The following is a 21,875-nucleotide window of genomic DNA, read 5'->3' as shown; positions in this document are numbered from 1 at the left end:
CGCCTATCGACTAGCGGATTTGTTCATTCCATAAAGCCATGCTCTCCGAATTAAATTATGAAGGAGTGAAAACCATGTTTAAAAGAATAAAGGAAGATATCGAGGTAGTCTTTGAACAAGACCCTGCAGCTCGAAGTTATATAGAAGTGATATTAACCTACTCGGGGTTACATGCCGTCTGGGCACATCGGTTTGCCCACTGGATGTTTAAGCGGAAATTTTTCTTTATTGCACGTGTCATTTCACAAGTTAGCCGTTTTTTTACCGGTATTGAAATTCATCCCGGTGCTAAGATAGGTAGGCGTTTTTTTATCGATCATGGAATGGGAGTTGTGATTGGAGAGACTTGTGAGATCGGTGATAACGTCACGGTATTTCAAGGTGTAACATTAGGAGGAACGGGAAAAGAAAAAGGAAAAAGACATCCAACAATTGAAGATAACGCTCTAATTGCTACAGGAGCGAAAGTACTTGGTTCCATAACTGTGGGGGAAAATGCCAAAATAGGCGCTGGATCTGTTGTATTAAAGAATGTTCCTCCCAATTCAACGGTTGTTGGTATTCCGGGACGAGTAGTTATTCGGGACGGAGTCAGAATAAATAAAGACTTAAATCATTGTGATTTACCTGATCCGGTAGCTGACCGATGTATGGCTATTGAAAAAGAATTGAGACATTTACAGGAAGAATTAGAGGTATTACAAACGAAAGGGGTTAAGAAAGAACATGCCGATTCAAATTTATAATACGCTATCAAGAAAAAAAGAAGAGTTTATCCCATTGGAAGAAGGAAAGGTCAAAATGTATGTGTGCGGTCCCACCGTATACAACTATATTCATATAGGAAATGCTCGCCCTGCCATCGTTTTTGATACGGTACGCCGATATTTAGAATTTCGTGGATTTGATGTGAATTTTGTTTCAAACTTCACGGATGTCGATGATAAATTAATCAAGGCAGCGAATCAACTTGGTGAGGATGTTCCAACTATTGCAGACCGTTTTATTAAAGCATATTTTGACGATGTATCAGCTTTAGGATGCAACAGAGCTGACGTTCATCCAAGAGTAACCGAAAATATGGATATCATCATTCAATTTATTGAATCACTAATTGAAAAAGGATATGCATATGAATCCGCAGGTGATGTGTACTATAGAACGCGAAGCTTTTCTGAGTATGGAAAGCTCTCCCACCAATCCATTGATGATTTAAAATCAGGTGCACGTATTGAAGTAGGGGAGAAAAAAGAGGATGCCTTGGATTTTGCCCTTTGGAAAGCTGCAAAAGAAGGGGAGATTTACTGGGAGAGCCCATGGGGAAATGGTAGACCTGGCTGGCATATTGAATGCTCGGCAATGGTCCGCAAGTATTTAGGAGATACCATTGATATTCATGCCGGCGGTCAAGATTTAACGTTTCCTCACCATGAAAATGAAATCGCCCAGTCGGAAGCTTTCACAGGAAAGACCTTTTCTAGATACTGGATGCACAACGGCTATATTAATATCGATAATGAAAAAATGTCAAAATCATTGGGGAATTTTGTCCTTGTTCACGATATTATCCAACATCATGATCCGCAAGTATTAAGATTTTTCATGTTATCTGTTCACTATCGTAACCCAATAAACTATAGTGAGGAATTATTAGAGAATGCAGGTGCAGGTTTAGATAGAATTAAAACAACTTATCAAAACCTGAAGCATCGTAAGACAGTAAGTGCAAACCTTACTCATGATGATCGTGAATGGTTGCAAAAAATAGAAGGGTTTCATCAAGCATTTGTTCATGAAATGGATGATGACTTTAATACGGCAAACGGAATTGCTGTTCTTTTTGATCTTTCTAAGCAGGCAAATTATTATTTGCGGGAAAAGAATACATCTAATGATGTAATAGAAGCATTTATGAAACAGTTTGAAAATCTCTTCTCTGTATTGGGATTAAAATTGGAAAACGAAGATCTACTGGACGAAGAAATTGAGGAATTAATTGAAAAACGTAATGCTGCCAGAAAAGAGCGGAATTTTGCTTTAGCAGATGAAATTCGTGATCGCTTAAAAGAGATGAATATTATCCTAGAAGATACTCCACAAGGTATCAGATGGAGAAGAGGCTAAGATATGTCCGAAATAAATACTTCTTCTTTTGATGTTAGAGGACTAAATAGTCTTGCACTTGCATACATGGGTGATGCCATATACGAAGTACATGTGCGTCACCATCTACTCCTTTTAGGAAAAACAAAACCGAATCAGCTTCATCGTGAGGCAACTAAATTTGTTTCCGCTAAAGCACAAGCTGCTATTTTAAAAGAACTTTTTCAAAAGGAGCTTATAACAGAGGAAGAACAAATGATTGTAAGAAGAGGTAGAAACGCCAAGTCCGGAACAGTTCCTAAAAATACAGATGTACAAACATATCGACATAGTACTGCTTTCGAAGCTTTAATCGGATATTTATATTTAACAGATAATAAAGTGCGGCTAGAGAAGATCATAAATTTGGCAATTGATATTGCAGAAAATGATATATAGGAGGAGGTAAATACAATGGATCAGGATTATATTGGTGGGAAAAACCCTGTTATAGAAGCGTTAAAGTCGAAAAGAGAAATCAATAAAATTTGGATTGCTGAAGGATCCCAAAGAGGGCAGATGCAGCAAATTATCCAATTAGCGAAAGATGCGAGAGTTTTAGTTCAGTTTGTTCCAAAACAAAAAATAGACCAGATGGTGAGCGAAAATCACCAAGGTGTCGTCGCGCAAGTTGCTGCTTATAAATATGCTGAAATAGATGATTTATTTGCTAGAGCGGAAAAAAGACAGGAAACACCTTTCTTTTTAATATTGGATGAATTAGAGGATCCGCATAATCTAGGATCCATTTTAAGAACAGCGGATGCTGCAGGTGTTCACGGAATAATTATTCCAAAACGTAGAGCGGTGGGCTTAACTGGAGCTGTAGCAAAGGCATCTACTGGCGCGATTGAGCATGTTCCCGTTGTAAGGGTGACAAACTTAGCAAGAACGATTGCGGAATTGAAAGAACGTGGTATATGGGTTTTTGGTACCGATGCAAAAGGAAGTCAGGACTATCGCACAATGGATGGATCTCTTCCGCTAGCAATAGTTATAGGCAGTGAGGGTAAAGGTATTAGCCGAATAATTAGAGAAAACTGTGATTTTCTTGTTCATTTACCAATGGTTGGACATGTAACATCCTTAAATGCTTCTGTAGCAGCCAGTTTATTAATCTATGAGGTTTACCGATATCGCTCTCCCATTGGTGAATAATAATGGATATACTGCTTGTGGATGGATATAACATCATTGGTGCTTGGCCAGAGCTTAGAATACTGAAAAAGACAAATCTTAGTGCTGCAAGAGATCGCTTGATTGAAAAAATGGCAGAGTATCAAGGGTATACTGGTTATAAAGTTATCATTGTTTTTGATGCCCATTTTGTGAAAGGAATCCAGAAAAAATATCGCCATTACAATATTGAAGTTATTTACACAAAAGAGAATGAATCTGCAGATGAAAGAATAGAAAAAATGGCGATCGAGCTTAACAATAAAAAAACTCAAATACATGTTGCAACTTCGGATTATACTGAGCAATGGGCGATTTTTGGCCAAGGTGCTTTGCGTATTTCTGCAAGAGAGTTGTTGACAGAAGTAGAAATGAATAATCAAAATATCACGAAAAACGTAAAAGAAATCCAAGAGGAAAAGCCTGTATCGAGGATACCATTAAGTAAGGAGGTAGCTGAAATTTTCGAAAAACTTCGGAGAGGTAAGCAATGAGTGTTGACGCTTGAATTTTCAGTAATGTATAATATTTCTATCTATTGCTTTCGCGTTCGGGGGGATTTGTGTGAACCTAAATATGGAGGTAGCGCATAACGATAAGTTTGAAATCATGGAAGACGAGCAATTGATCGAATCTGTTCATAATGGAGACAGTGAAGCGTTAGATTATCTTATCCATAAGTATCGAAATTTTGTCAGAGCTAAAGCGCGATCATATTTTTTAATAGGTGCGGATAAAGAAGACATAATTCAAGAAGGTATGATAGGCCTATATAAGGCGATTCGCGACTATAAAGAGGACAAGCTTACCTCCTTTAAAGCATTTGCTGAGCTCTGTATTACCCGCCAAATTATCACTGCTATTAAAACCGCCACCCGGCAGAAGCATATTCCGCTTAACTCATATGTTTCTCTTGATAAACCTATTTATGACGAAGAGTCGGATCGTACCTTAATGGATGTGATTACCGGCGCTAAAATTATGAATCCGGAAGAGCTCATTATTAACCGGGAAAAATACGATAATATTGAAGGGAAAATCACGGAACTTCTTAGTGATTTAGAAAGAAAAGTACTAGCATTGTATCTTGATGGACAATCATATCAGGAAATATCAGAGGAATTAAATCGACATGTTAAATCTATTGACAATGCACTCCAGCGAGTAAAGAGAAAACTAGAACGTTATTTGGAAGTACGTGAATTTAGTTTGTGAATACAGCCTTATATTGACAAGTATAGATTTGACATGTTAATTTCTTAAAAAGAATGGTATATTTAAAATGTACTTTTCGTAATTCTTTTAATTTTGGTAGAAATTATTTATTAGTACTCATTAATAGATTGCAGGTGTTATGATGCAAGGTAAAGTTGCATTGGCATGTGAGAAATGCGGTTCACGTAATTATACCGCTGATAATAAACAATCCCATACAGATAGACTAGAACTCAAGAAATTTTGTAAACATTGTAATGCACACACGATTCATCGCGAAACGAAGTAATCATTTATCCTATTTTATTATGTTTTTTGTTGGAGGTACAAAGGATGTCAATAGCGAAATTTTTTAGTAATGTTTCTTCTGAGATGAGAAAGGTTAGCTGGCCGAAGCGAAAAGAGTTGATCAGCTACACTACGACTGTTATTTGGACAGTAGTTTTTCTAACAGTGTTTTTTGTTGTAGTGGATTACGGTGTTTCTAAACTTGTAGAATGGATTCTAAGCTTAAATCAATAGAAATAAAAACTTTAGCTTGAATAACTTATCATCTTACATGGTATAATGGAAAATAATCATCTCTTACACTTAGCCCGTTTAACGGGTTTTTTCGTTTGTTTAAAAGAAAAGCGGAGCAGCCTGTTTATCGACGTACTTCCTTTTGGGCTTCGACTAAGATAAAGGAAACACAGTGAGGTAGTTCACGAGCTATTGAAATTAGGATTACAAATTTCACCTGATGTTGACTTATCGTAGGGAGGAGACCTGAAGTTTGCTAGTCGAAAGGCTGCGTAGCTAGACATGGAAAACGACACTTGGTTATAGAGCTATTTGGATAATTATAAGTTAGGGAGGGACGGACACAGGTCCTAAAAAATGGAAAAAAATTGGTATGTCGTTCATACGTATTCAGGTTATGAAAATAAAGTAAAAGCAAATTTAGAAAAACGTGTTGAGTCAATGGGAATGCAAGATAAAATATTCCGAGTAGTAGTACCGGAAGAAGAAGAAACAGATATCAAAAATGGCAAAAAGAAAGTAGTAAAGAGAAAAGTCTTTCCTGGCTATGTATTAGTTGAAATTATTATGACAGATGATTCCTGGTATGTTGTGAGAAATACACCGGGAGTAACAGGGTTTGTAGGTTCAGCTGGTTCTGGTTCAAAACCAACTCCACTTTTACCTGAAGAAGTAATTGTTATTTTAAAACATATGGGCATGGAAGAAAAACGAGTGGATGTTAATTTTGAAATTGGCGAAACCGTTACAGTAAAAGAAGGACCATTTGCTAACTTTACTGGTAAAATTGAGGAAATCGACATTGATAAAGGTCGCGCTAAAGTAAGTGTTAATATGTTTGGTCGTGAAACACCAGTCGATCTTGTTTTTGCACAAATTGATAAAATATAAACCTAAACAACTTGAAATATTTCTTGATAAATGGTAATATTCTTTAGGTCAGTATAAATTCTCGGAGAGAAAACTGAACAATTAAGAATATCTTTAATAAAATAAAGATTTTATATGATGAGTGGGAGGGGAAACCCCTATTACCACATCACGGACTTAAGGAGGTGTGTCTCGTGGCTAAAAAAGTTATCAAAATTGTAAAATTACAAATCCCTGCTGGAAAAGCGAATCCTGCTCCACCAGTCGGTCCTGCACTAGGTCAAGCCGGTGTTAATATCATGGGATTCTGTAAGGAGTTTAATGCTCGTACAGCAGATCAAGCTGGTTTAATTATCCCTGTTGAGATTACGGTATTTGAAGACCGTTCATTTACATTCATTACAAAAACCCCACCTGCTGCGGTTTTACTTAAAAAAGCAGCTGGTATCGAGTCAGGTTCAGGTGAACCTAACCGTAAAAAGGTAGCAACTGTTAAGCGTGACAAGGTGCGTGAAATCGCTGAAACAAAAATGCCTGACTTAAACGCAGCTAGCGTTGAAGCGGCTATGCGTATGGTTGAAGGTACTGCACGCAGCATGGGTATCACAATCGAAGATTAATCCATGCAAACAATTGGTTTCTGTCCGACGGGGTTGCGATGATGAGTATTCACTCGCAACCTTTATTCGTGGGAGGTTATTCCGTTAAAACCACATTCGAGGAGGAAAAATAGAATGGCTAAAAAAGGTAAAAAGTATGTAGAAGCTTTTAATTTAGTTGATCGTTCAAAGTTTTATTCAGCTAATGAAGCGATTGAACTTGTGAAGAAGACAAGTTATGCAAAATTTGACGCAACAGTAGAAGTTGCTTTCCGTCTTGGGGTAGATCCTAAGAAAGCAGACCAACAAATTCGTGGTGCTGTTGTACTTCCAAATGGTACAGGTAAAACTCAACGCGTATTAGTATTCGCAAAAAGCGAAAAAGCTAAGGAAGCAGAAGCTGCTGGCGCTGATTATGTTGGAGATGCTGACTATATCAATAAAATCAACCAAGGTTGGTTTGAATTCGATGTAATCGTAGCTACTCCAGATATGATGGGTGAAGTTGGTAAATTAGGACGTGTGCTTGGACCTAAAGGTTTAATGCCGAACCCTAAAACTGGTACTGTTACATTCGATGTAACGAAAGCAATCAACGAAATTAAAGCAGGTAAAGTTGAATACCGTTTGGATAGAGCTGGTATCATCCATGTTCCAGTAGGAAAGGTTTCTTTCGATACTGACAAATTGGCTGAAAACTTTACAACTATATTCGAAACTTTAGCAAAAGCTAAACCAGCTGCAGCAAAAGGTACTTATATGAAGAGCGTTTCTGTTACTTCAACTATGGGACCTGGCGTGAAAGTTGATCCATCATCATTTAACGTAAAATAATATTGACTTTCATAGTATTGTCTGATATCATTTTAAACGTTGTTAAATAGAATAACATTTGTACCATAGACAGCAGGTGCTCGTTTGTAGCTTAATTTCCTGCCGAGGTAATGCGATATATATGTATAGTCCTTTCGTGACTATATGCATAAAACCTCCATGTCTATTTTGAGATGGAGGTTTTGTTTTGCGGTATGAATGTGTTCATCTAGAAAATCTATAGGAGGTGTAAAGATGAGCAACGCAATTGAACAAAAGAAAGTTGTCGTACAAGAAATTGCTGAAAAATTCAAGGCAAGCGTATCTACAGTAGTTGTTGATTACCGTGGTTTGAATGTTGCTGAAGTAACAGAACTTCGTAAACAACTTCGTGAAGCAGGCATTGAATTTAAAGTTTACAAAAACTCATTATCTCGTCGTGCTGCAGAAGCTGCAGAAATCGCAGGTCTTAATGAGGCATTAGTAGGTCCGAATGCGATCGCATTCAGCTCTGAAGATGTTGTAGCACCAGCTAAAATTTTGAATGACTTCGCTAAAAAACACGAAGCTCTTGAAATTAAAGCAGGTGTGATTGAAGGAAATACTGCATCAGTTGAAGAAATTAAAGCTCTTGCTGAACTTCCATCTCGCGAAGGTTTACTTTCTATGTTGCTTAGCGTACTTCAAGCTCCAATCCGCAACCTTGCTCTTGCTACTAAGGCAGTTGCAGATCAAAAAGAAGAACAAGGCGCTTAATAAAGTAAAAGCTATTTACAATCAATTAACTAAAAAACTACAATTAAACTTTTAGGAGGATATTATAATGACTAAAGAACAAATCATTGAAGCTGTCAAAGGTATGACAGTTCTTGAATTAAATGATCTTGTAAAAGCAATCGAAGAAGAATTTGGTGTAACAGCTGCTGCTCCTGTTGCAGTTGTAGGTGGAGCTGTTGCTGGCGCTGCTGAAGAAAAAACAGAATTTGATGTAGTACTTGCTAGTGCTGGAGATCAAAAAATCAAAGTTATCAAAGTTGTTCGTGAACTTACAGGTCTTGGACTTAAAGAAGCGAAAGAAGTTGTTGATAACGCTCCGAAAGCTCTTAAAGAAGGCGTATCTAAAGAAGAAGCTGAAGAAATCAAAGCGAAACTTGAAGAAGTTGGAGCTGGCGTTGAAGTTAAGTAATCATCAAGACCTGAAAAAGCTCGCTGTTTAAAGCGGGCTTTTTTTGTCTATTCTTAAAGAAAAGCGAAACCGCCTGTGCATCGACGAACTAACTGTTGAAATTGAAGTGCAAATTTCACTCCGAGGGACGAGTCGATGTTGACTTATCGTAGGGAAGAGACCGGAAGTTTGCTGGTCGATAGGTGGTGTAGCTGGATAAAGATAGGGGTGAGGCAATGACAGAACATTACTATTCTAGAAACCCGGATGTGGAAAGCAAGCCGGTATTTTGGAACTATACTCTCCGTGGGAATTCCTTTAAGTTCAAGACGGATCAAGGGGTGTTTTCAAAGAACGAAGTAGATTTCGGCTCAAGGCTTTTGATTGAAAATTTCGTAATGCCCGAAATGAAAGGCGCTGTCCTAGATGTCGGATGTGGATATGGACCAATAGGGTTATCAATTGCAAAATCGGAGCCTGATTGTGCGGTACATATGGTTGATGTGAATCAAAGGGCAATTGAGCTCGCGAAGGAAAATGCATCCTCCAATCAAATTGCAAATGTGAAAATATACGAAAGCGATCGTTTTGAGAATGTATCGGATAATCATTTTTCTGCCATTGTTACGAACCCACCTATACGTGCTGGAAAAAAGGTAGTACACGATATTTTAAGTATAAGCTATGAGCATTTGGTGTCGAACGGTGAGCTTTGGGTAGTTATCCAAAAAAAGCAAGGTGCACCTTCCGCAAAGGATAAAATGAAAGAAATATTTGATGAAGTTGAGGTTGTCTATAAGGATAAAGGATATTATATTTTAAAAGCAAAAAAATATTGACTCATCAATATGGCTATGATAATATTATAAAATGCCAATATCATATTTTCTGTAAACTAACTTAAATTCAAAATGTCAAGTATAATTTTTGGTAGTTGTGGAAAATACTTATAAAATAATAGTTAGTCATGTGAAAATTGCGGTTTTTAATGGAAAACCCTTTTTCTTTTTGTCTTATGATGGGGTGGTTGACCTATGATAAGACTTTAATAGATGCCAACCAAAACGCATGATTTGAGGGGTGAATCAGTTGACAGGTCAACTTGTTCAGTATGGACGTCACCGAAAGCGTAGAAGTTTCGCGCGCATTAGTGAAGTTCTAGAATTACCAAATCTTATCGAAATTCAAACCGCATCATATCAATGGTTTCTTGATGAAGGTTTGAGAGAAATGTTTCAAGACATTTCACCAATTGAAGATTTCGCCGGGAATCTTTCTTTGGAATTTATTGATTACAGTCTCGGTGATCCAAAGTACTCTGTTGATGAATCAAAAGAGCGTGATGTTACATATTCCGCTTCTCTTCGAGTCAAAGTACGCCTTGTAAACAAGGAAACAGGTGAAGTAAAAGATCAAGACGTGTTTATGGGAGACTTCCCGCTAATGACAGAAACTGGGACGTTTATTATAAACGGAGCAGAACGTGTCATTGTATCACAGCTAGTCCGTTCACCAAGTGTGTATTTTAGTGGGAAAATGGATAAGAACGGTAAGCAAGGTTTTACTGCTACTGTCATTCCAAACCGTGGAGCTTGGCTTGAGTATGAAACAGATGCGAAGGATGTAGTATATGTTCGTATTGATCGTACAAGAAAATTGCCTGTAACAGTTCTGTTACGTTCACTTGGATTTGGTTCTGATCAGGAAATTATTGATTTATTAGGTGATAATGAGTATCTTCGAAATACACTGGAGAAGGACAATACTGAAAGTACAGAGAAAGCACTTTTAGAAATTTACGAGCGCCTTCGTCCTGGAGAACCACCAACGGTAGAAAATGCTAAGAGTCTCCTTGTATCTCGTTTCTTTGATCCAAAACGCTATGATTTGGCGAATGTGGGTCGCTATAAAATTAATAAAAAGCTTCATTTGAAAAACCGTTTATTTGGTCAACGATTAGCGCAAACTCTTGCTGATCCTGAAACGGGAGAGATTATTGCAGAGGAAGGAACGCTTTTAGATCGTAGAACTTTAGATAAAATTCTACCTAATCTAGAAAGTGGCGCCGGTTTTAAAGTATATTCTCAATTCGGTGGAGTAGTAGAAGAAGATGTTGTTCTTCAATCTATTAAGATCTATGCTCCAATTGATGATGGGGAAAAAGTAATTAATGTACTTGGTAATGCTTATGTCGAAGAGGCAGTAAAGAATATTACTCCTGCAGATATCATTGCTTCTATCAGCTATTTCTTTAACCTTCTTCATGGGGTTGGAGATACGGATGATATCGATCATTTAGGTAACAGACGATTACGTTCAGTTGGAGAGTTATTGCAAAACCAATTCCGAATTGGTTTATCTCGTATGGAGCGTGTTGTTCGTGAAAGAATGTCCATTCAAGATATCAACACTATCACTCCGCAACAATTGATTAATATTCGTCCAGTTATTGCAGCGATTAAAGAGTTTTTCGGAAGTTCCCAGTTGTCTCAGTTTATGGATCAAACGAATCCGCTTGCGGAATTGACTCATAAGCGAAGACTTTCAGCATTAGGACCGGGTGGTTTAACTCGTGAACGTGCTGGAATGGAAGTTCGTGACGTTCACTATTCGCACTATGGTCGTATGTGTCCGATTGAAACACCTGAGGGTCCAAACATTGGTTTGATTAACTCTTTGTCTTCTTTTGCGAAAGTAAACCGATTTGGATTTATTGAAACTCCTTATCGTCGAGTTGATCCTGAAACAGGTAAATTAACCCAGCATATTGATTATTTAACAGCAGATGAAGAAGATAACTATGTTGTTGCACAGGCAAATTCAAGATTATCTGACGATGGATCATTTATCGATGAAGAAGTTATCGCCCGTTTTAGAGGGGAAAACACAGCTGTTAAACGTGATCGTATTGACTATATGGATGTTTCTCCAAAACAAGTAGTTTCCGCTGCGACAGCTTGTATTCCATTCTTGGAAAACGATGACTCTAACCGGGCTCTAATGGGAGCGAACATGCAGCGTCAAGCTGTTCCTCTTATGCAGCCTGAAGCGCCAATCGTTGGAACAGGTATGGAGTATGTATCAGCGAAAGACTCTGGTGCCGCTGTTATATGTAAACATGATGGTATCGTGGAACATGTTGAAGCGCGTTCTATTTGGGTTCGACGTGTAAAAGAAATTGATGGTCAAGAAGTAAAAGGTGACCTAGATAAATATAAGTTACAAAAATTTATTCGTTCAAACCAAGGTACTTGCTATAATCAACGACCAATTGTAAGTGTTGGAGATCGTGTAACAAAAGGTGAAGTACTTGGTGACGGACCTTCTATGGAAAAGGCAGAATTAGCATTAGGACGTAATGTTCTTGTTGCTTTCATGACTTGGGATGGTTATAACTACGAAGATGCGATCATTATGAGCGAAAGACTTGTAAAAGACGATGTATATACTTCTATTCATATAGAAGAGTATGAGTCAGAAGCTCGTGACACTAAACTTGGACCTGAAGAAATGACACGTGATATTCCGAATGTTGGGGAAGACGCCCTTCGTAATTTGGATGAGCGTGGAATTATTCGAATAGGTGCCGAAGTTAAAGATGGTGACTTGCTTGTTGGTAAAGTCACTCCTAAAGGTGTAACAGAGCTTACTGCAGAAGAACGTTTATTACATGCAATCTTCGGAGAAAAGGCTCGTGAAGTGCGCGATACATCTCTTCGCGTACCACATGGCGGTGGAGGAATTGTCCTTGATGTTAAAGTCTTCAATCGTGAAGATGGAGACGAGCTGCCTCCAGGTGTAAATCAATTAGTTCGTGTGTACATTGTACAAAAACGTAAAATTCACCAAGGGGATAAAATGGCAGGACGCCACGGTAATAAAGGGGTTATCTCTAGAATTCTTCCAGAAGAAGATATGCCTTTCTTACCAGATGGAACACCTGTTGATATCATGTTAAATCCACTTGGAGTTCCTTCCCGTATGAATATCGGGCAAGTCCTTGAGCTTCACCTTGGTATGGCTGCTAGAACATTAGGTATTCATGTTGCCACACCAGTATTTGATGGGGCGACTGAGGAAGATGTTTGGGGTACGATTGAAGAAGCTGGTATGGCAAAAGATGCAAAAACAGTTCTTTATGACGGTCGAACAGGAGAACCATTTGATAACCGAGTATCTGTTGGTATTATGTATATGATCAAATTGGCCCACATGGTTGATGATAAGCTTCATGCTCGTTCAACCGGACCGTACTCATTAGTAACGCAACAACCACTTGGTGGTAAAGCTCAATTCGGTGGACAACGTTTCGGTGAGATGGAGGTATGGGCACTCGAAGCATACGGTGCTGCTTACACACTTCAAGAAATCTTAACGGTTAAATCGGATGATGTTGTGGGACGTGTTAAGACTTACGAAGCAATCGTTAAAGGTGAAAACGTACCAGAACCAGGTGTTCCAGAATCCTTTAAAGTACTCATCAAAGAACTACAAAGTTTGGGCTTAGATGTGAAAATCCTATCAAGCGATGATGAGGAAATTGAAATGCGTGATTTGGAAGATGAAGATGATGCTAATCAAGCAGACACTTTGAACATCGCTCCAGAATCAAAAGAAGAAGTTGAAGTTGAAATCGTTGCATCAAAGGAATAGGCAATGTTGAGTTAAGCTAGAAACCAGAAATCAGTATCGAAAAGATGCGGGATTTCTGATTTCTGGCGTTTATTTAAGGGTAGAACCTATAGACTGAAAGGGAGGTAGACCCCTTGATAGATGTTAACAATTTTGAATATATGAAGATTGGTCTTGCTTCACCCGACAAAATCCGTTCATGGTCTTTCGGGGAAGTAAAAAAACCAGAAACAATTAATTACCGTACACTTAAACCAGAAAAAGATGGTTTATTTTGTGAACGGATTTTTGGCCCTCAAAAGGACTGGGAATGTCACTGCGGTAAGTATAAGCGTGTTAGATACAAAGGTGTAGTATGTGATCGATGTGGTGTTGAAGTAACAAGATCGAAAGTTCGTCGTGAACGGATGGGCCATATCGAGCTTGCAGCACCTGTTTCACATATTTGGTATTTCAAAGGTATCCCGAGTCGAATGGGGCTAGTATTGGATATGTCCCCCCGTGCATTAGAAGAAGTTATTTATTTTGCTTCCTATGTAGTTACAGAGACAGGAGATACTGCGTTAGAAAAGAAACAACTTCTTTCAGAGAAGGAATATCGTGCTTATCGTGAAAAATATGGCAATAAATTCCAAGCATCCATGGGTGCTGAAGCAATTAAAAAGCTTCTACAAGATATTGATGTAAGCAAAGAAGTAGAGGCTCTTAAAGAAGAATTAAAAACAGCACAAGGGCAACGCCGTACTCGTGCGATCAAACGTTTGGAAGTTTTAGAAGCGTTTCGCCACTCCGGTAATGCACCTGACTGGATGATTTTAGATGTACTACCTGTCATTCCTCCAGAATTACGACCGATGGTTCAATTAGAGGGTGGCCGATTTGCAACATCAGACCTGAATGATTTATATCGTCGTGTAATCAACCGTAATAATCGTTTAAAACGTTTATTGGATCTTGGCGCACCGAGTATCATTGTTCAAAATGAGAAACGTATGCTTCAAGAAGCGGTAGATGCACTTATTGATAATGGTCGTCGTGGACGTCCTGTTACGGGGCCAGGAAACCGACCTTTAAAATCGCTTTCTCATATGTTGAAAGGAAAACAAGGTCGTTTCCGTCAAAATCTACTTGGTAAACGTGTGGATTATTCTGGACGTTCGGTTATCGTAGTTGGTCCAAACTTAAAAATGTACCAATGTGGACTTCCGAAAGAAATGGCGATTGAATTATTTAAGCCATTCGTAATGAAAGAGCTTGTTGGAAAAGGACTTGCACATAATATTAAAAGTGCAAAGAGAAAAATTGAAAGACTTTCTCCAGAGGTATGGGATGTATTAGAAGAAGTAATTAAAGAACATCCAGTACTCTTGAACCGTGCACCTACATTGCACCGCTTGGGAATTCAAGCGTTTGAGCCTACATTAGTAGAAGGAAGGGCAATTCGCCTTCATCCACTAGTTTGTACAGCTTATAATGCAGACTTCGATGGAGACCAAATGGCCGTTCACGTTCCGTTGTCATCTGAGGCGCAAGCAGAAGCACGCTTATTAATGTTAGCTGCTCAAAACATCCTAAATCCTAAGGATGGTAAACCAGTAGTTACGCCATCTCAGGATATGGTTTTAGGTAATTATTATTTAACATTAGAACGTGAAGATGCGGTTGGAGAAGGTGCGATATTCAACGACATCAATGAGGCGCTTCTTGCCTATCAAAATGGTTATGTCCATTTGCATTCAAGAATTGCAGTGCATGCTGGAACAGTAAATAATCAAACATTTACAGAAGACCAACGTAAAAAGTTACTTATTACAACAGTTGGAAAATTGATTTTCAATGAGATTTTACCTGAATCATTCCCATATATGAACGAACCAACAAAAACGAATTTGGAGGAAAAAACTCCAGAAAAATATTTTGTTGATTCAAATGTGGATGTTAAAGAATTCATTAAAAATCAACCGACTATTAAACCGTTTATTAAGAAATTCTTGGGTAATATTATTGCTGAAGTATTTAAGAAATTCCAAATTACAGAAACATCCAAAATGCTTGACCGCATGAAGGACTTAGGATTTAAGTATTCTACTAAAGCTGGAATTACGGTTGGGGTTGCAGATATCGTTGTATTGGCTGAAAAAGAAAAAATTCTAACAGAGGCTCAATCAAAAGTAGATAACGTAATGAAACAATTCAGACGTGGTTTAATTACTGAAGATGAACGTTATGATCGAGTTATTTCAATTTGGTCTGCTGCAAAGGATACTATTCAAGGAAAGTTAATGGAATCCTTAGATCCACGCAACCCAATTTTCATGATGAGTGATTCAGGTGCCCGTGGTAACGCATCGAACTTTACGCAGCTTGCTGGTATGCGTGGTCTAATGGCCAACCCAGCTGGTCGAATTATCGAATTACCGATTAAGTCAAGTTTCCGTGAAGGATTAACGGTATTGGAATACTTCATCTCTACCCACGGTGCTCGTAAAGGTCTTGCGGATACAGCCTTGAAGACAGCCGATTCAGGTTACTTAACTCGTCGACTTGTTGACGTTGCACAAGATGTAATCGTACGTGAAGATGATTGTGGTACTGACCGTGGATTACTTGTCGGCGCTCTTAAAGAAGGTACAGAAGTAATCGAAAGCCTAGAAGAACGTCTAATTGGCAGATATGCTAGAAAAGCAATTAAGCATCCAGAAACAAGTGAAGTAATGGTCGCTGAAAATGGACTTATTACCGAAGACCTTGCGAAGGATATTGTTAATACTGGCATTGAACAAGTGTGGATTCGATCTGCGTTTACGTGTAATACACGTCATGGTATTTGTAAGAAATGTTACGGCCGAAACCTTGCAACTGGCCAGGAAGTGGAAGTTGGTGAAGCAGTTGGTATTATCGCTGCTCAATCAATCGGTGAACCGGGTACCCAGTTAACAATGCGTACATTCCATACCGGCGGGGTTGCTGGAGACGATATCACACAAGGTTTACCGCGTATTCAAGAGCTATTCGAAGCGCGTAATCCAAAAGGGGTATCAACTATTTCTGAAATTGATGGTGTTGTTGTTGCCATTAATGAAGGTAGAGATCGTCAACACGAAATCTCTGTTCAAGGAGACGTTGAAACAAGGACATACAGTGCTCCTTATACATCACGTTTAAAAGTTGCGGTTAATTCAAGGGTTGAACGTGGTCAGGAATTAACTGAGGGCTCTATAGATCCAAAAGAATTGTTAAAAGTACGCGATGTAAATTCTGTACAAGAATATTTACTTCGAGAAGTGCAAAAAGTTTACCGTATGCAAGGTGTGGAAATTGGTGATAAACACATTGAAGTTATGGTAAGACAAATGCTTCGCAAAATTCGAGTTGCTGATGCTGGTGAAACGGATGTATTACCTGGGTCATTGCTTGATATTCACCAATTTACTGATGCGAACGAACGAGCGTTAATAGAAGGAAGAATTCCTGCTACAGGTCGACCTGTATTATTGGGTATTACAAAAGCATCTCTTGAAACAGATTCCTTCCTATCTGCAGCATCGTTCCAAGAAACAACACGTGTGTTAACCGATGCAGCAATAAAAGGTAAACGTGATGAATTACTTGGATTGAAAGAAAATGTTATTATCGGTAAGCTAGTTCCTGCTGGAACAGGTATGCAACGCTACCGTAAGGCAACTTCGCAAATCGCGGAAGAAGAAGCAAGTGTTTTAATAGAGCAATAAAAACAGTTGCCGGCCATTCGGTCGGCAAATGTTTTTAATAAAAAATTCATTTTTTATTGACATTAAAATACGAAAATGATACTATATTCAAGGTGCTCCTATCAATCAACACCTGTTGCTTTGGAGGATATGAATATGTCTTATGAAAAAGTATTGCAGGCGAAAAGTATAATTATAGGAACAAAGCAAACAGTGAAAGCACTGAGAGCTGGAATAGCGAATGAACTTATAGTGGCCGTGGATGCTGATCCAATAGTTACGAAAAAGGTCATTCAAGTTGCAGAGGAAATGAATATACCTGTGGTCCAAGTCGATTCAATGAAGAAGCTCGGTAAAACATGTGGTATAGATGTTGGTGCGGCAGCTGTTGCCATAAGTTATTAAAAACTGTTTTTGCAGATAAGAGAAGCTGCAAAAACTTCGTTTTTGCTTTAAAATGAACCACCTGGATGTGTGGGCTTATAAAAAAAGTGAAGGGAGGAAACATAAAATGCCTACTATTAATCAATTAGTGCGCAAACCTCGTAAATCAAAAATTGAGAAATCAAAATCTCCAGCACTAAACAAAGGTTATAACAGCTTTAAGAAAGTAAATACAGATTTATCTTCACCTCAAAAACGTGGAGTATGTACTCGTGTTGGTACAATGACACCGAAAAAACCGAACTCTGCATTGCGTAAATATGCCCGTGTTCGTTTAACAAACGGTATCGAGGTAACTGCATATATTCCGGGTATTGGTCATAACTTACAAGAACACAGCGTTGTTTTAATCCGCGGTGGACGTGTTAAAGACTTACCAGGGGTGCGTTATCACATTGTTCGCGGTGCATTAGATACTGCTGGTGTTGATAAGCGTATGCAAGGCCGTTCTAAATACGGTACGAAACGCCCTAAAGAGAAAAAATAATTACTAAACAATAAAACCTTTTTCTGAAAGGAGGAAAACATAATGCCACGTAAAGGCCCAGTAGCAAAGAGAGATGTATTACCAGATCCGATTTATAATTCAAAATTAGTAACACGATTAATCAACAAGATGATGGTAGATGGTAAGAGAGGTAAATCTCAAACTATTCTATATAATGCGTTTGATCTAATCCGTGAACGCGCAGGTAAAGAGCCAATCGAAGTGTTCGATCAAGCAATTAAGAACATTATGCCAGTACTTGAAGTGCGAGCTCGCCGTGTAGGTGGTGCTAACTATCAAGTTCCTGTAGAAGTAAGACCTGATCGTCGTACTACTTTAGGTCTTCGTTGGTTAGTAAACTACGCTCGTCTTCGCGGTGAAAAAACCATGGAAGAGCGTCTTGCTAACGAAATTCTAGATGCCGCTAACAACACTGGTGCATCTGTTAAGAAGCGCGAAGATACTCATAAGATGGCTGAAGCGAACAAAGCGTTTGCTCACTATCGTTGGTAATAAAACCTTCAGTTATAAAAAATTATTCATACAAAGGAAGGTGAAAACCACATGGCAAGAGAGTTCTCTCTACAAAATACTCGTAATATCGGTATCATGGCACACATCGATGCTGGTAAAACAACAACAACTGAGCGTGTCCTTTATTACACTGGTAAGATTCATAAAATCGGTGAAACTCATGAAGGTGCATCTCAAATGGACTGGATGGAGCAAGAACAAGAACGTGGTATTACGATCACATCTGCTGCAACAACAGCATCATGGAAAGGTCACCGCGTTAACATCATCGATACTCCAGGACACGTGGATTTCACTGTTGAAGTTGAACGTTCTCTTCGTGTACTTGACGGTGCGGTAGCTGTACTTGATGCGCAATCAGGTGTAGAACCTCAAACGGAAACAGTTTGGCGTCAAGCGACAACTTACGGAGTACCACGTGTAGTATTCGTAAACAAAATGGATAAAATTGGTGCTGACTTCTTGTATTCTGTAAAAACATTACATGAGCGTCTACAAGCAAATGCTCATGCAATTCAATTACCTATCGGTGCTGAAGATCAATTTGAAGGTATTATTGACCTTGTTGAAATGAAGGCTATTATGTATGGTAATGATTTAGGAACTGAAATCACTGAGGTTGAAATTCCTGCTGAATACAAAGATCAAGCTGATGAATATCATGAAAAATTAGTAGAAGCAGTAGCTGAGCTTGATGAAGAATTAATGGAAAAATACCTTGGCGGTGAAGAAATCACTGTTGAAGAGTTAAAAGCTGCTATTCGTAAAGGTACCGTTAATGTAGAATTCTACCCAGTTATCTGTGGATCTGCTTTTAAAAACAAAGGTGTTCAATTAATGCTTGATGCTGTAATTGATTATCTTCCATCTCCTTTAGATGTACCAGCAATTAAAGGTACAGCTCCTGATTCTGATGAAGTAATCGAAAAGCATTCAAGTGATGAAGAACCATTTGCTGCACTAGCGTTTAAAGTTATGACTGACCCTTATGTTGGTAAATTAACATTCTTCCGTGTGTACTCTGGTACATTACAATCAGGCTCATATGTAACAAACTCTACAAAGGGTAAGCGTGAGCGTGTAGGACGTATCTTGCAAATGCACGCTAACCACCGTGCTGAGATTTCAGAAGTACATTCTGGAGATATCGCAGCAGCTGTAGGTTTGAAAGATACAACAACTGGTGATACTCTTTGTGACGAAAAGAACCTTGTAATTTTGGAATCCATGGAATTCCCAGAACCAGTTATTGAATTATCAGTAGAACCAAAATCAAAAGCTGACCAAGACAAAATGTCTACAGCTTTACAAAAATTACAAGAAGAAGATCCAACATTCCGTGCTCATACTGATCAAGAAACTGGACAAGTTATCATTGCAGGTATGGGTGAGCTTCACTTAGATATCATCGTTGACCGTATGAAACGTGAATTCAAAGTAGAAGCAAATGTTGGTGCTCCACAAGTTTCTTATCGCGAAACTTTCCGTTCTTCTGCACAAGTTGAAGGTAAGTTCGCGCGTCAATCTGGTGGACGTGGACAATACGGACATGTTTGGATTGAATTCTCACCAAACGAAGAAGGAAAAGGCTTCGAGTTCGAAAACGGAATTGTCGGTGGTGTGGTTCCTCGTGAATACATCCCAGCAGTTCAAGCAGGACTTGAAGATGCACTTGATCGAGGAGTTCTTGCCGGATATCCATTAGTGGATGTTAAAGCAAGACTGTATGATGGTTCTTACCATGATGTCGATTCAAGTGAAATGGCATTCAAAATTGCTGCATCTCTTGCACTTAAGAACGCTGCTTCAAAATGTAGCCCTGTTATCCTTGAGCCTGTAATGAAGGTTGAGGTTGTTATCCCTGAAGAATATTTAGGTGATATCATGGGGCAAATTACAGCACGTCGTGGACGTGTAGAAGGTATGGAAGCACGCGGAAACGCTCAAGTAGTTCGCTCAATGGTTCCACTTTCAGAAATGTTTGGTTATGCAACTGCACTTCGTTCAAGTACTCAAGGTCGTGGAGTATTCTCTATGCACTTTGATCATTACGAAGAAGTTCCGAAGTCCATTTCTGAAGAAATTATCAAAAAAAATAAAGGCGAATAATTGATTTATCGCCTTTAATAAAGTATAAATACATTATATGCTATGACTGCTTAAAAGGTGATGTACACATCTTTTAAGCGCCATATATACTTACCAATTTATATATTTAAAATTGAGGAGGATTTTCTAATGGGTAAAGCTAAATTCGACCGTTCCAAAACACATGCTAATATCGGTACAATTGGTCACGTTGACCATGGTAAAACTACTTTAACAGCTGCAATCACTTCTGTTCTTGCAAAGGAAGGTAAAGCAGAAGCACGTGCTTATGATCAAATCGACGGTGCTCCTGAAGAGCGTGAGCGTGGTATCACAATCAACACAGCACACGTAGAATATGAAACTGATAATCGTCACTATGCGCACGTTGACTGCCCAGGACATGCTGACTATGTTAAGAACATGATCACTGGTGCTGCACAAATGGATGGTGGTATCCTAGTAGTATCTGCTGCTGATGGTCCAATGCCACAAACTCGTGAGCACATCCTTTTATCTCGTAACGTTGGTGTACCATACCTAGTAGTATTCTTGAATAAATGTGATATGGTAGACGACGAAGAACTTCTTGAATTAGTAGAAATGGAAGTTCGTGACCTTCTATCTGAATATGACTTCCCTGGTGATGATGTACCAGTTATCAAAGGTTCTGCTCTTAAAGCTCTTGAAGGCGACGCAGCATGGGAAGCAAAAATCATTGAATTAATGGCTGCAGTTGATGAGTATATCCCAACTCCAGAACGTGATACTGACAAACCTTTCATGATGCCAGTAGAAGACGTATTCTCTATCACTGGTCGTGGTACTGTTGCTACAGGTCGTGTAGAACGTGGTCAAGTTAAAGTTGGAGATGTTATTGAAATCATCGGTCTTTCTGAAGAACCAAAATCAACTACTGTAACAGGTGTTGAAATGTTCCGTAAGCTTCTTGATTACGCAGAAGCTGGAGATAACATTGGTGCACTTCTTCGTGGGGTTGCTCGTGAAGATATCCAACGTGGTCAAGTTCTTGCTAAGCCAGGAACAATCACACCACATACTAACTTCAAAGCTGAAGTTTATGTATTATCTAAAGAAGAAGGTGGACGTCATACTCCATTCTTCACAAACTACCGTCCGCAATTCTATTTCCGTACAACTGACGTAACTGGTATTGTTCAACTTCCAGAAGGTACTGAAATGGTTATGCCTGGCGATAACACAGAAATGACTGTTGAATTGATTGCTCCAATCGCGATTGAAGAAGGAACTCGTTTCTCAATCCGTGAAGGTGGACGTACTGTTGGTTCAGGCGTTGTAACTACAATCAGCAAATAATGTTTAATTATAAAAAGCAGACGGTGACGATCGTCTGCTTTTTTGTTTGTAAAAATAAATTAAGATCGGCCAACAATTGCATACCGGATTATCTAGTAGATAGATTTTTTCTTCTATATAATAATTCTATCTACAAAACA

At 38.7% G+C, this 21,875-nt stretch carries 21 protein-coding genes and 1 other annotated feature; all 21 genes read left to right on the top strand.

The features are described from left to right. The first annotated feature begins 74 nt into the window (after window positions 1–74). Window positions 75–746 (top strand): serine O-acetyltransferase, encoded by a 672-nt coding sequence (cysE, locus tag AC3WJF_RS10330; protein WP_492451802.1) that lies wholly within the window; start codon window positions 75–77, stop codon window positions 744–746. After that, window positions 727–2,124 (top strand): cysteine--tRNA ligase, encoded by a 1,398-nt coding sequence (gene cysS, locus AC3WJF_RS10325; RefSeq protein ID WP_492451800.1) that lies wholly within the window; start codon window positions 727–729, stop codon window positions 2,122–2,124. The genes cysE and cysS overlap by 20 nt, the downstream gene beginning before the upstream one ends. 3 nt (window positions 2,125–2,127) lie before the next feature. Next, on the top strand, window positions 2,128–2,541 hold the full coding sequence (locus tag AC3WJF_RS10320) for a Mini-ribonuclease 3 (protein WP_492451798.1): 414 nt from the start codon (window positions 2,128–2,130) through the stop codon (window positions 2,539–2,541). A 15-nt stretch (window positions 2,542–2,556) separates the two neighbouring features. After that, a complete protein-coding gene (gene rlmB, locus AC3WJF_RS10315; protein WP_492451796.1) occupies window positions 2,557–3,300 on the top strand; it encodes a 23S rRNA (guanosine(2251)-2'-O)-methyltransferase RlmB in 744 nt (247 codons plus the stop codon). A 2-nt stretch (window positions 3,301–3,302) separates the two neighbouring features. Continuing rightward, window positions 3,303–3,812, top strand: coding sequence for an NYN domain-containing protein (locus AC3WJF_RS10310; RefSeq protein ID WP_492451794.1), 510 nt, complete (start codon window positions 3,303–3,305; stop codon window positions 3,810–3,812). Window positions 3,813–3,894: 82 nt separating this feature from the next. After that, window positions 3,895–4,533 carry an RNA polymerase sporulation sigma factor SigH gene (gene sigH / locus AC3WJF_RS10305; protein ID WP_492451829.1) on the top strand — a complete coding sequence of 213 codons (639 nt, stop codon included), beginning with the start codon at window positions 3,895–3,897 and terminating at the stop codon, window positions 4,531–4,533. 142 nt (window positions 4,534–4,675) lie between these two features. Beyond that, window positions 4,676–4,822 (top strand): 50S ribosomal protein L33, encoded by a 147-nt coding sequence (gene rpmG, locus AC3WJF_RS10300; RefSeq protein WP_492451827.1) that lies wholly within the window; start codon window positions 4,676–4,678, stop codon window positions 4,820–4,822. A 44-nt stretch (window positions 4,823–4,866) separates the two neighbouring features. After that, window positions 4,867–5,055, top strand: a complete 189-nt coding sequence (gene secE, locus AC3WJF_RS10295) for a preprotein translocase subunit SecE (protein ID WP_492451792.1) — start codon at window positions 4,867–4,869, stop codon at window positions 5,053–5,055. A gap of 357 nt (window positions 5,056–5,412) precedes the next feature. Further along, window positions 5,413–5,946: a transcription termination/antitermination protein NusG gene (gene nusG / locus AC3WJF_RS10290; RefSeq protein WP_492451790.1), complete on the top strand. Its 534-nt coding sequence runs from the start codon at window positions 5,413–5,415 to the stop codon at window positions 5,944–5,946. A 173-nt stretch (window positions 5,947–6,119) separates the two neighbouring features. Then, window positions 6,120–6,545: a 50S ribosomal protein L11 gene (gene rplK / locus AC3WJF_RS10285; protein WP_055737789.1), complete on the top strand. Its 426-nt coding sequence runs from the start codon at window positions 6,120–6,122 to the stop codon at window positions 6,543–6,545. Window positions 6,546–6,659: 114 nt separating this feature from the next. Further along, window positions 6,660–7,358 (top strand): 50S ribosomal protein L1, encoded by a 699-nt coding sequence (gene rplA, locus AC3WJF_RS10280; RefSeq protein ID WP_492451788.1) that lies wholly within the window; start codon window positions 6,660–6,662, stop codon window positions 7,356–7,358. A 45-nt stretch (window positions 7,359–7,403) separates the two neighbouring features. Further along, window positions 7,404–7,553 (top strand) — a sequence feature (ribosomal protein L10 leader region). 39 nt (window positions 7,554–7,592) lie between these two features. Then, on the top strand, window positions 7,593–8,093 hold the full coding sequence (gene rplJ, locus AC3WJF_RS10275) for a 50S ribosomal protein L10 (RefSeq protein ID WP_492451786.1): 501 nt from the start codon (window positions 7,593–7,595) through the stop codon (window positions 8,091–8,093). A gap of 67 nt (window positions 8,094–8,160) precedes the next feature. Then, window positions 8,161–8,523: a 50S ribosomal protein L7/L12 gene (gene rplL / locus AC3WJF_RS10270; protein ID WP_492451784.1), complete on the top strand. Its 363-nt coding sequence runs from the start codon at window positions 8,161–8,163 to the stop codon at window positions 8,521–8,523. 215 nt (window positions 8,524–8,738) lie between these two features. Next, window positions 8,739–9,341: a class I SAM-dependent methyltransferase gene (locus AC3WJF_RS10265; RefSeq protein WP_492451782.1), complete on the top strand. Its 603-nt coding sequence runs from the start codon at window positions 8,739–8,741 to the stop codon at window positions 9,339–9,341. A 250-nt stretch (window positions 9,342–9,591) separates the two neighbouring features. Then, on the top strand, window positions 9,592–13,155 hold the full coding sequence (gene rpoB, locus AC3WJF_RS10260) for a DNA-directed RNA polymerase subunit beta (protein ID WP_492451780.1): 3,564 nt from the start codon (window positions 9,592–9,594) through the stop codon (window positions 13,153–13,155). Window positions 13,156–13,268: 113 nt separating this feature from the next. Beyond that, the gene (gene rpoC, locus AC3WJF_RS10255; protein WP_492451778.1) at window positions 13,269–16,865 is read left to right on the top strand and encodes a DNA-directed RNA polymerase subunit beta'; all 3,597 of its coding nucleotides are present in this window, start codon (window positions 13,269–13,271) and stop codon (window positions 16,863–16,865) included. A 135-nt stretch (window positions 16,866–17,000) separates the two neighbouring features. Next, entirely contained in the window at window positions 17,001–17,249 is a 249-nt protein-coding gene (locus AC3WJF_RS10250) for a 50S ribosomal protein L7ae-like protein (protein WP_492451776.1), read from the top strand. Window positions 17,250–17,355: 106 nt separating this feature from the next. Continuing rightward, window positions 17,356–17,775, top strand: coding sequence for a 30S ribosomal protein S12 (gene rpsL / locus AC3WJF_RS10245; protein ID WP_492451774.1), 420 nt, complete (start codon window positions 17,356–17,358; stop codon window positions 17,773–17,775). A 42-nt stretch (window positions 17,776–17,817) separates the two neighbouring features. Continuing rightward, on the top strand, window positions 17,818–18,288 hold the full coding sequence (rpsG, locus tag AC3WJF_RS10240) for a 30S ribosomal protein S7 (protein WP_492451772.1): 471 nt from the start codon (window positions 17,818–17,820) through the stop codon (window positions 18,286–18,288). Between the two features lie 51 nt (window positions 18,289–18,339). Then, complete coding sequence (gene fusA / locus AC3WJF_RS10235) at window positions 18,340–20,418, top strand: elongation factor G (protein WP_492451770.1); 2,079 nt, start codon at window positions 18,340–18,342, stop codon at window positions 20,416–20,418. A 129-nt stretch (window positions 20,419–20,547) separates the two neighbouring features. Continuing rightward, a complete protein-coding gene (gene tuf, locus AC3WJF_RS10230; protein WP_492451768.1) occupies window positions 20,548–21,735 on the top strand; it encodes an elongation factor Tu in 1,188 nt (395 codons plus the stop codon). The last annotated feature ends 140 nt before the right edge of the window (window positions 21,736–21,875 follow it).

It is taken from the genome of Heyndrickxia sp. FW510-T9 (assembly GCF_058781025.1).
Note: the sequence above shows the minus strand (reverse complement) of the source record. Positions and strands in the feature narration are given on the sequence as shown.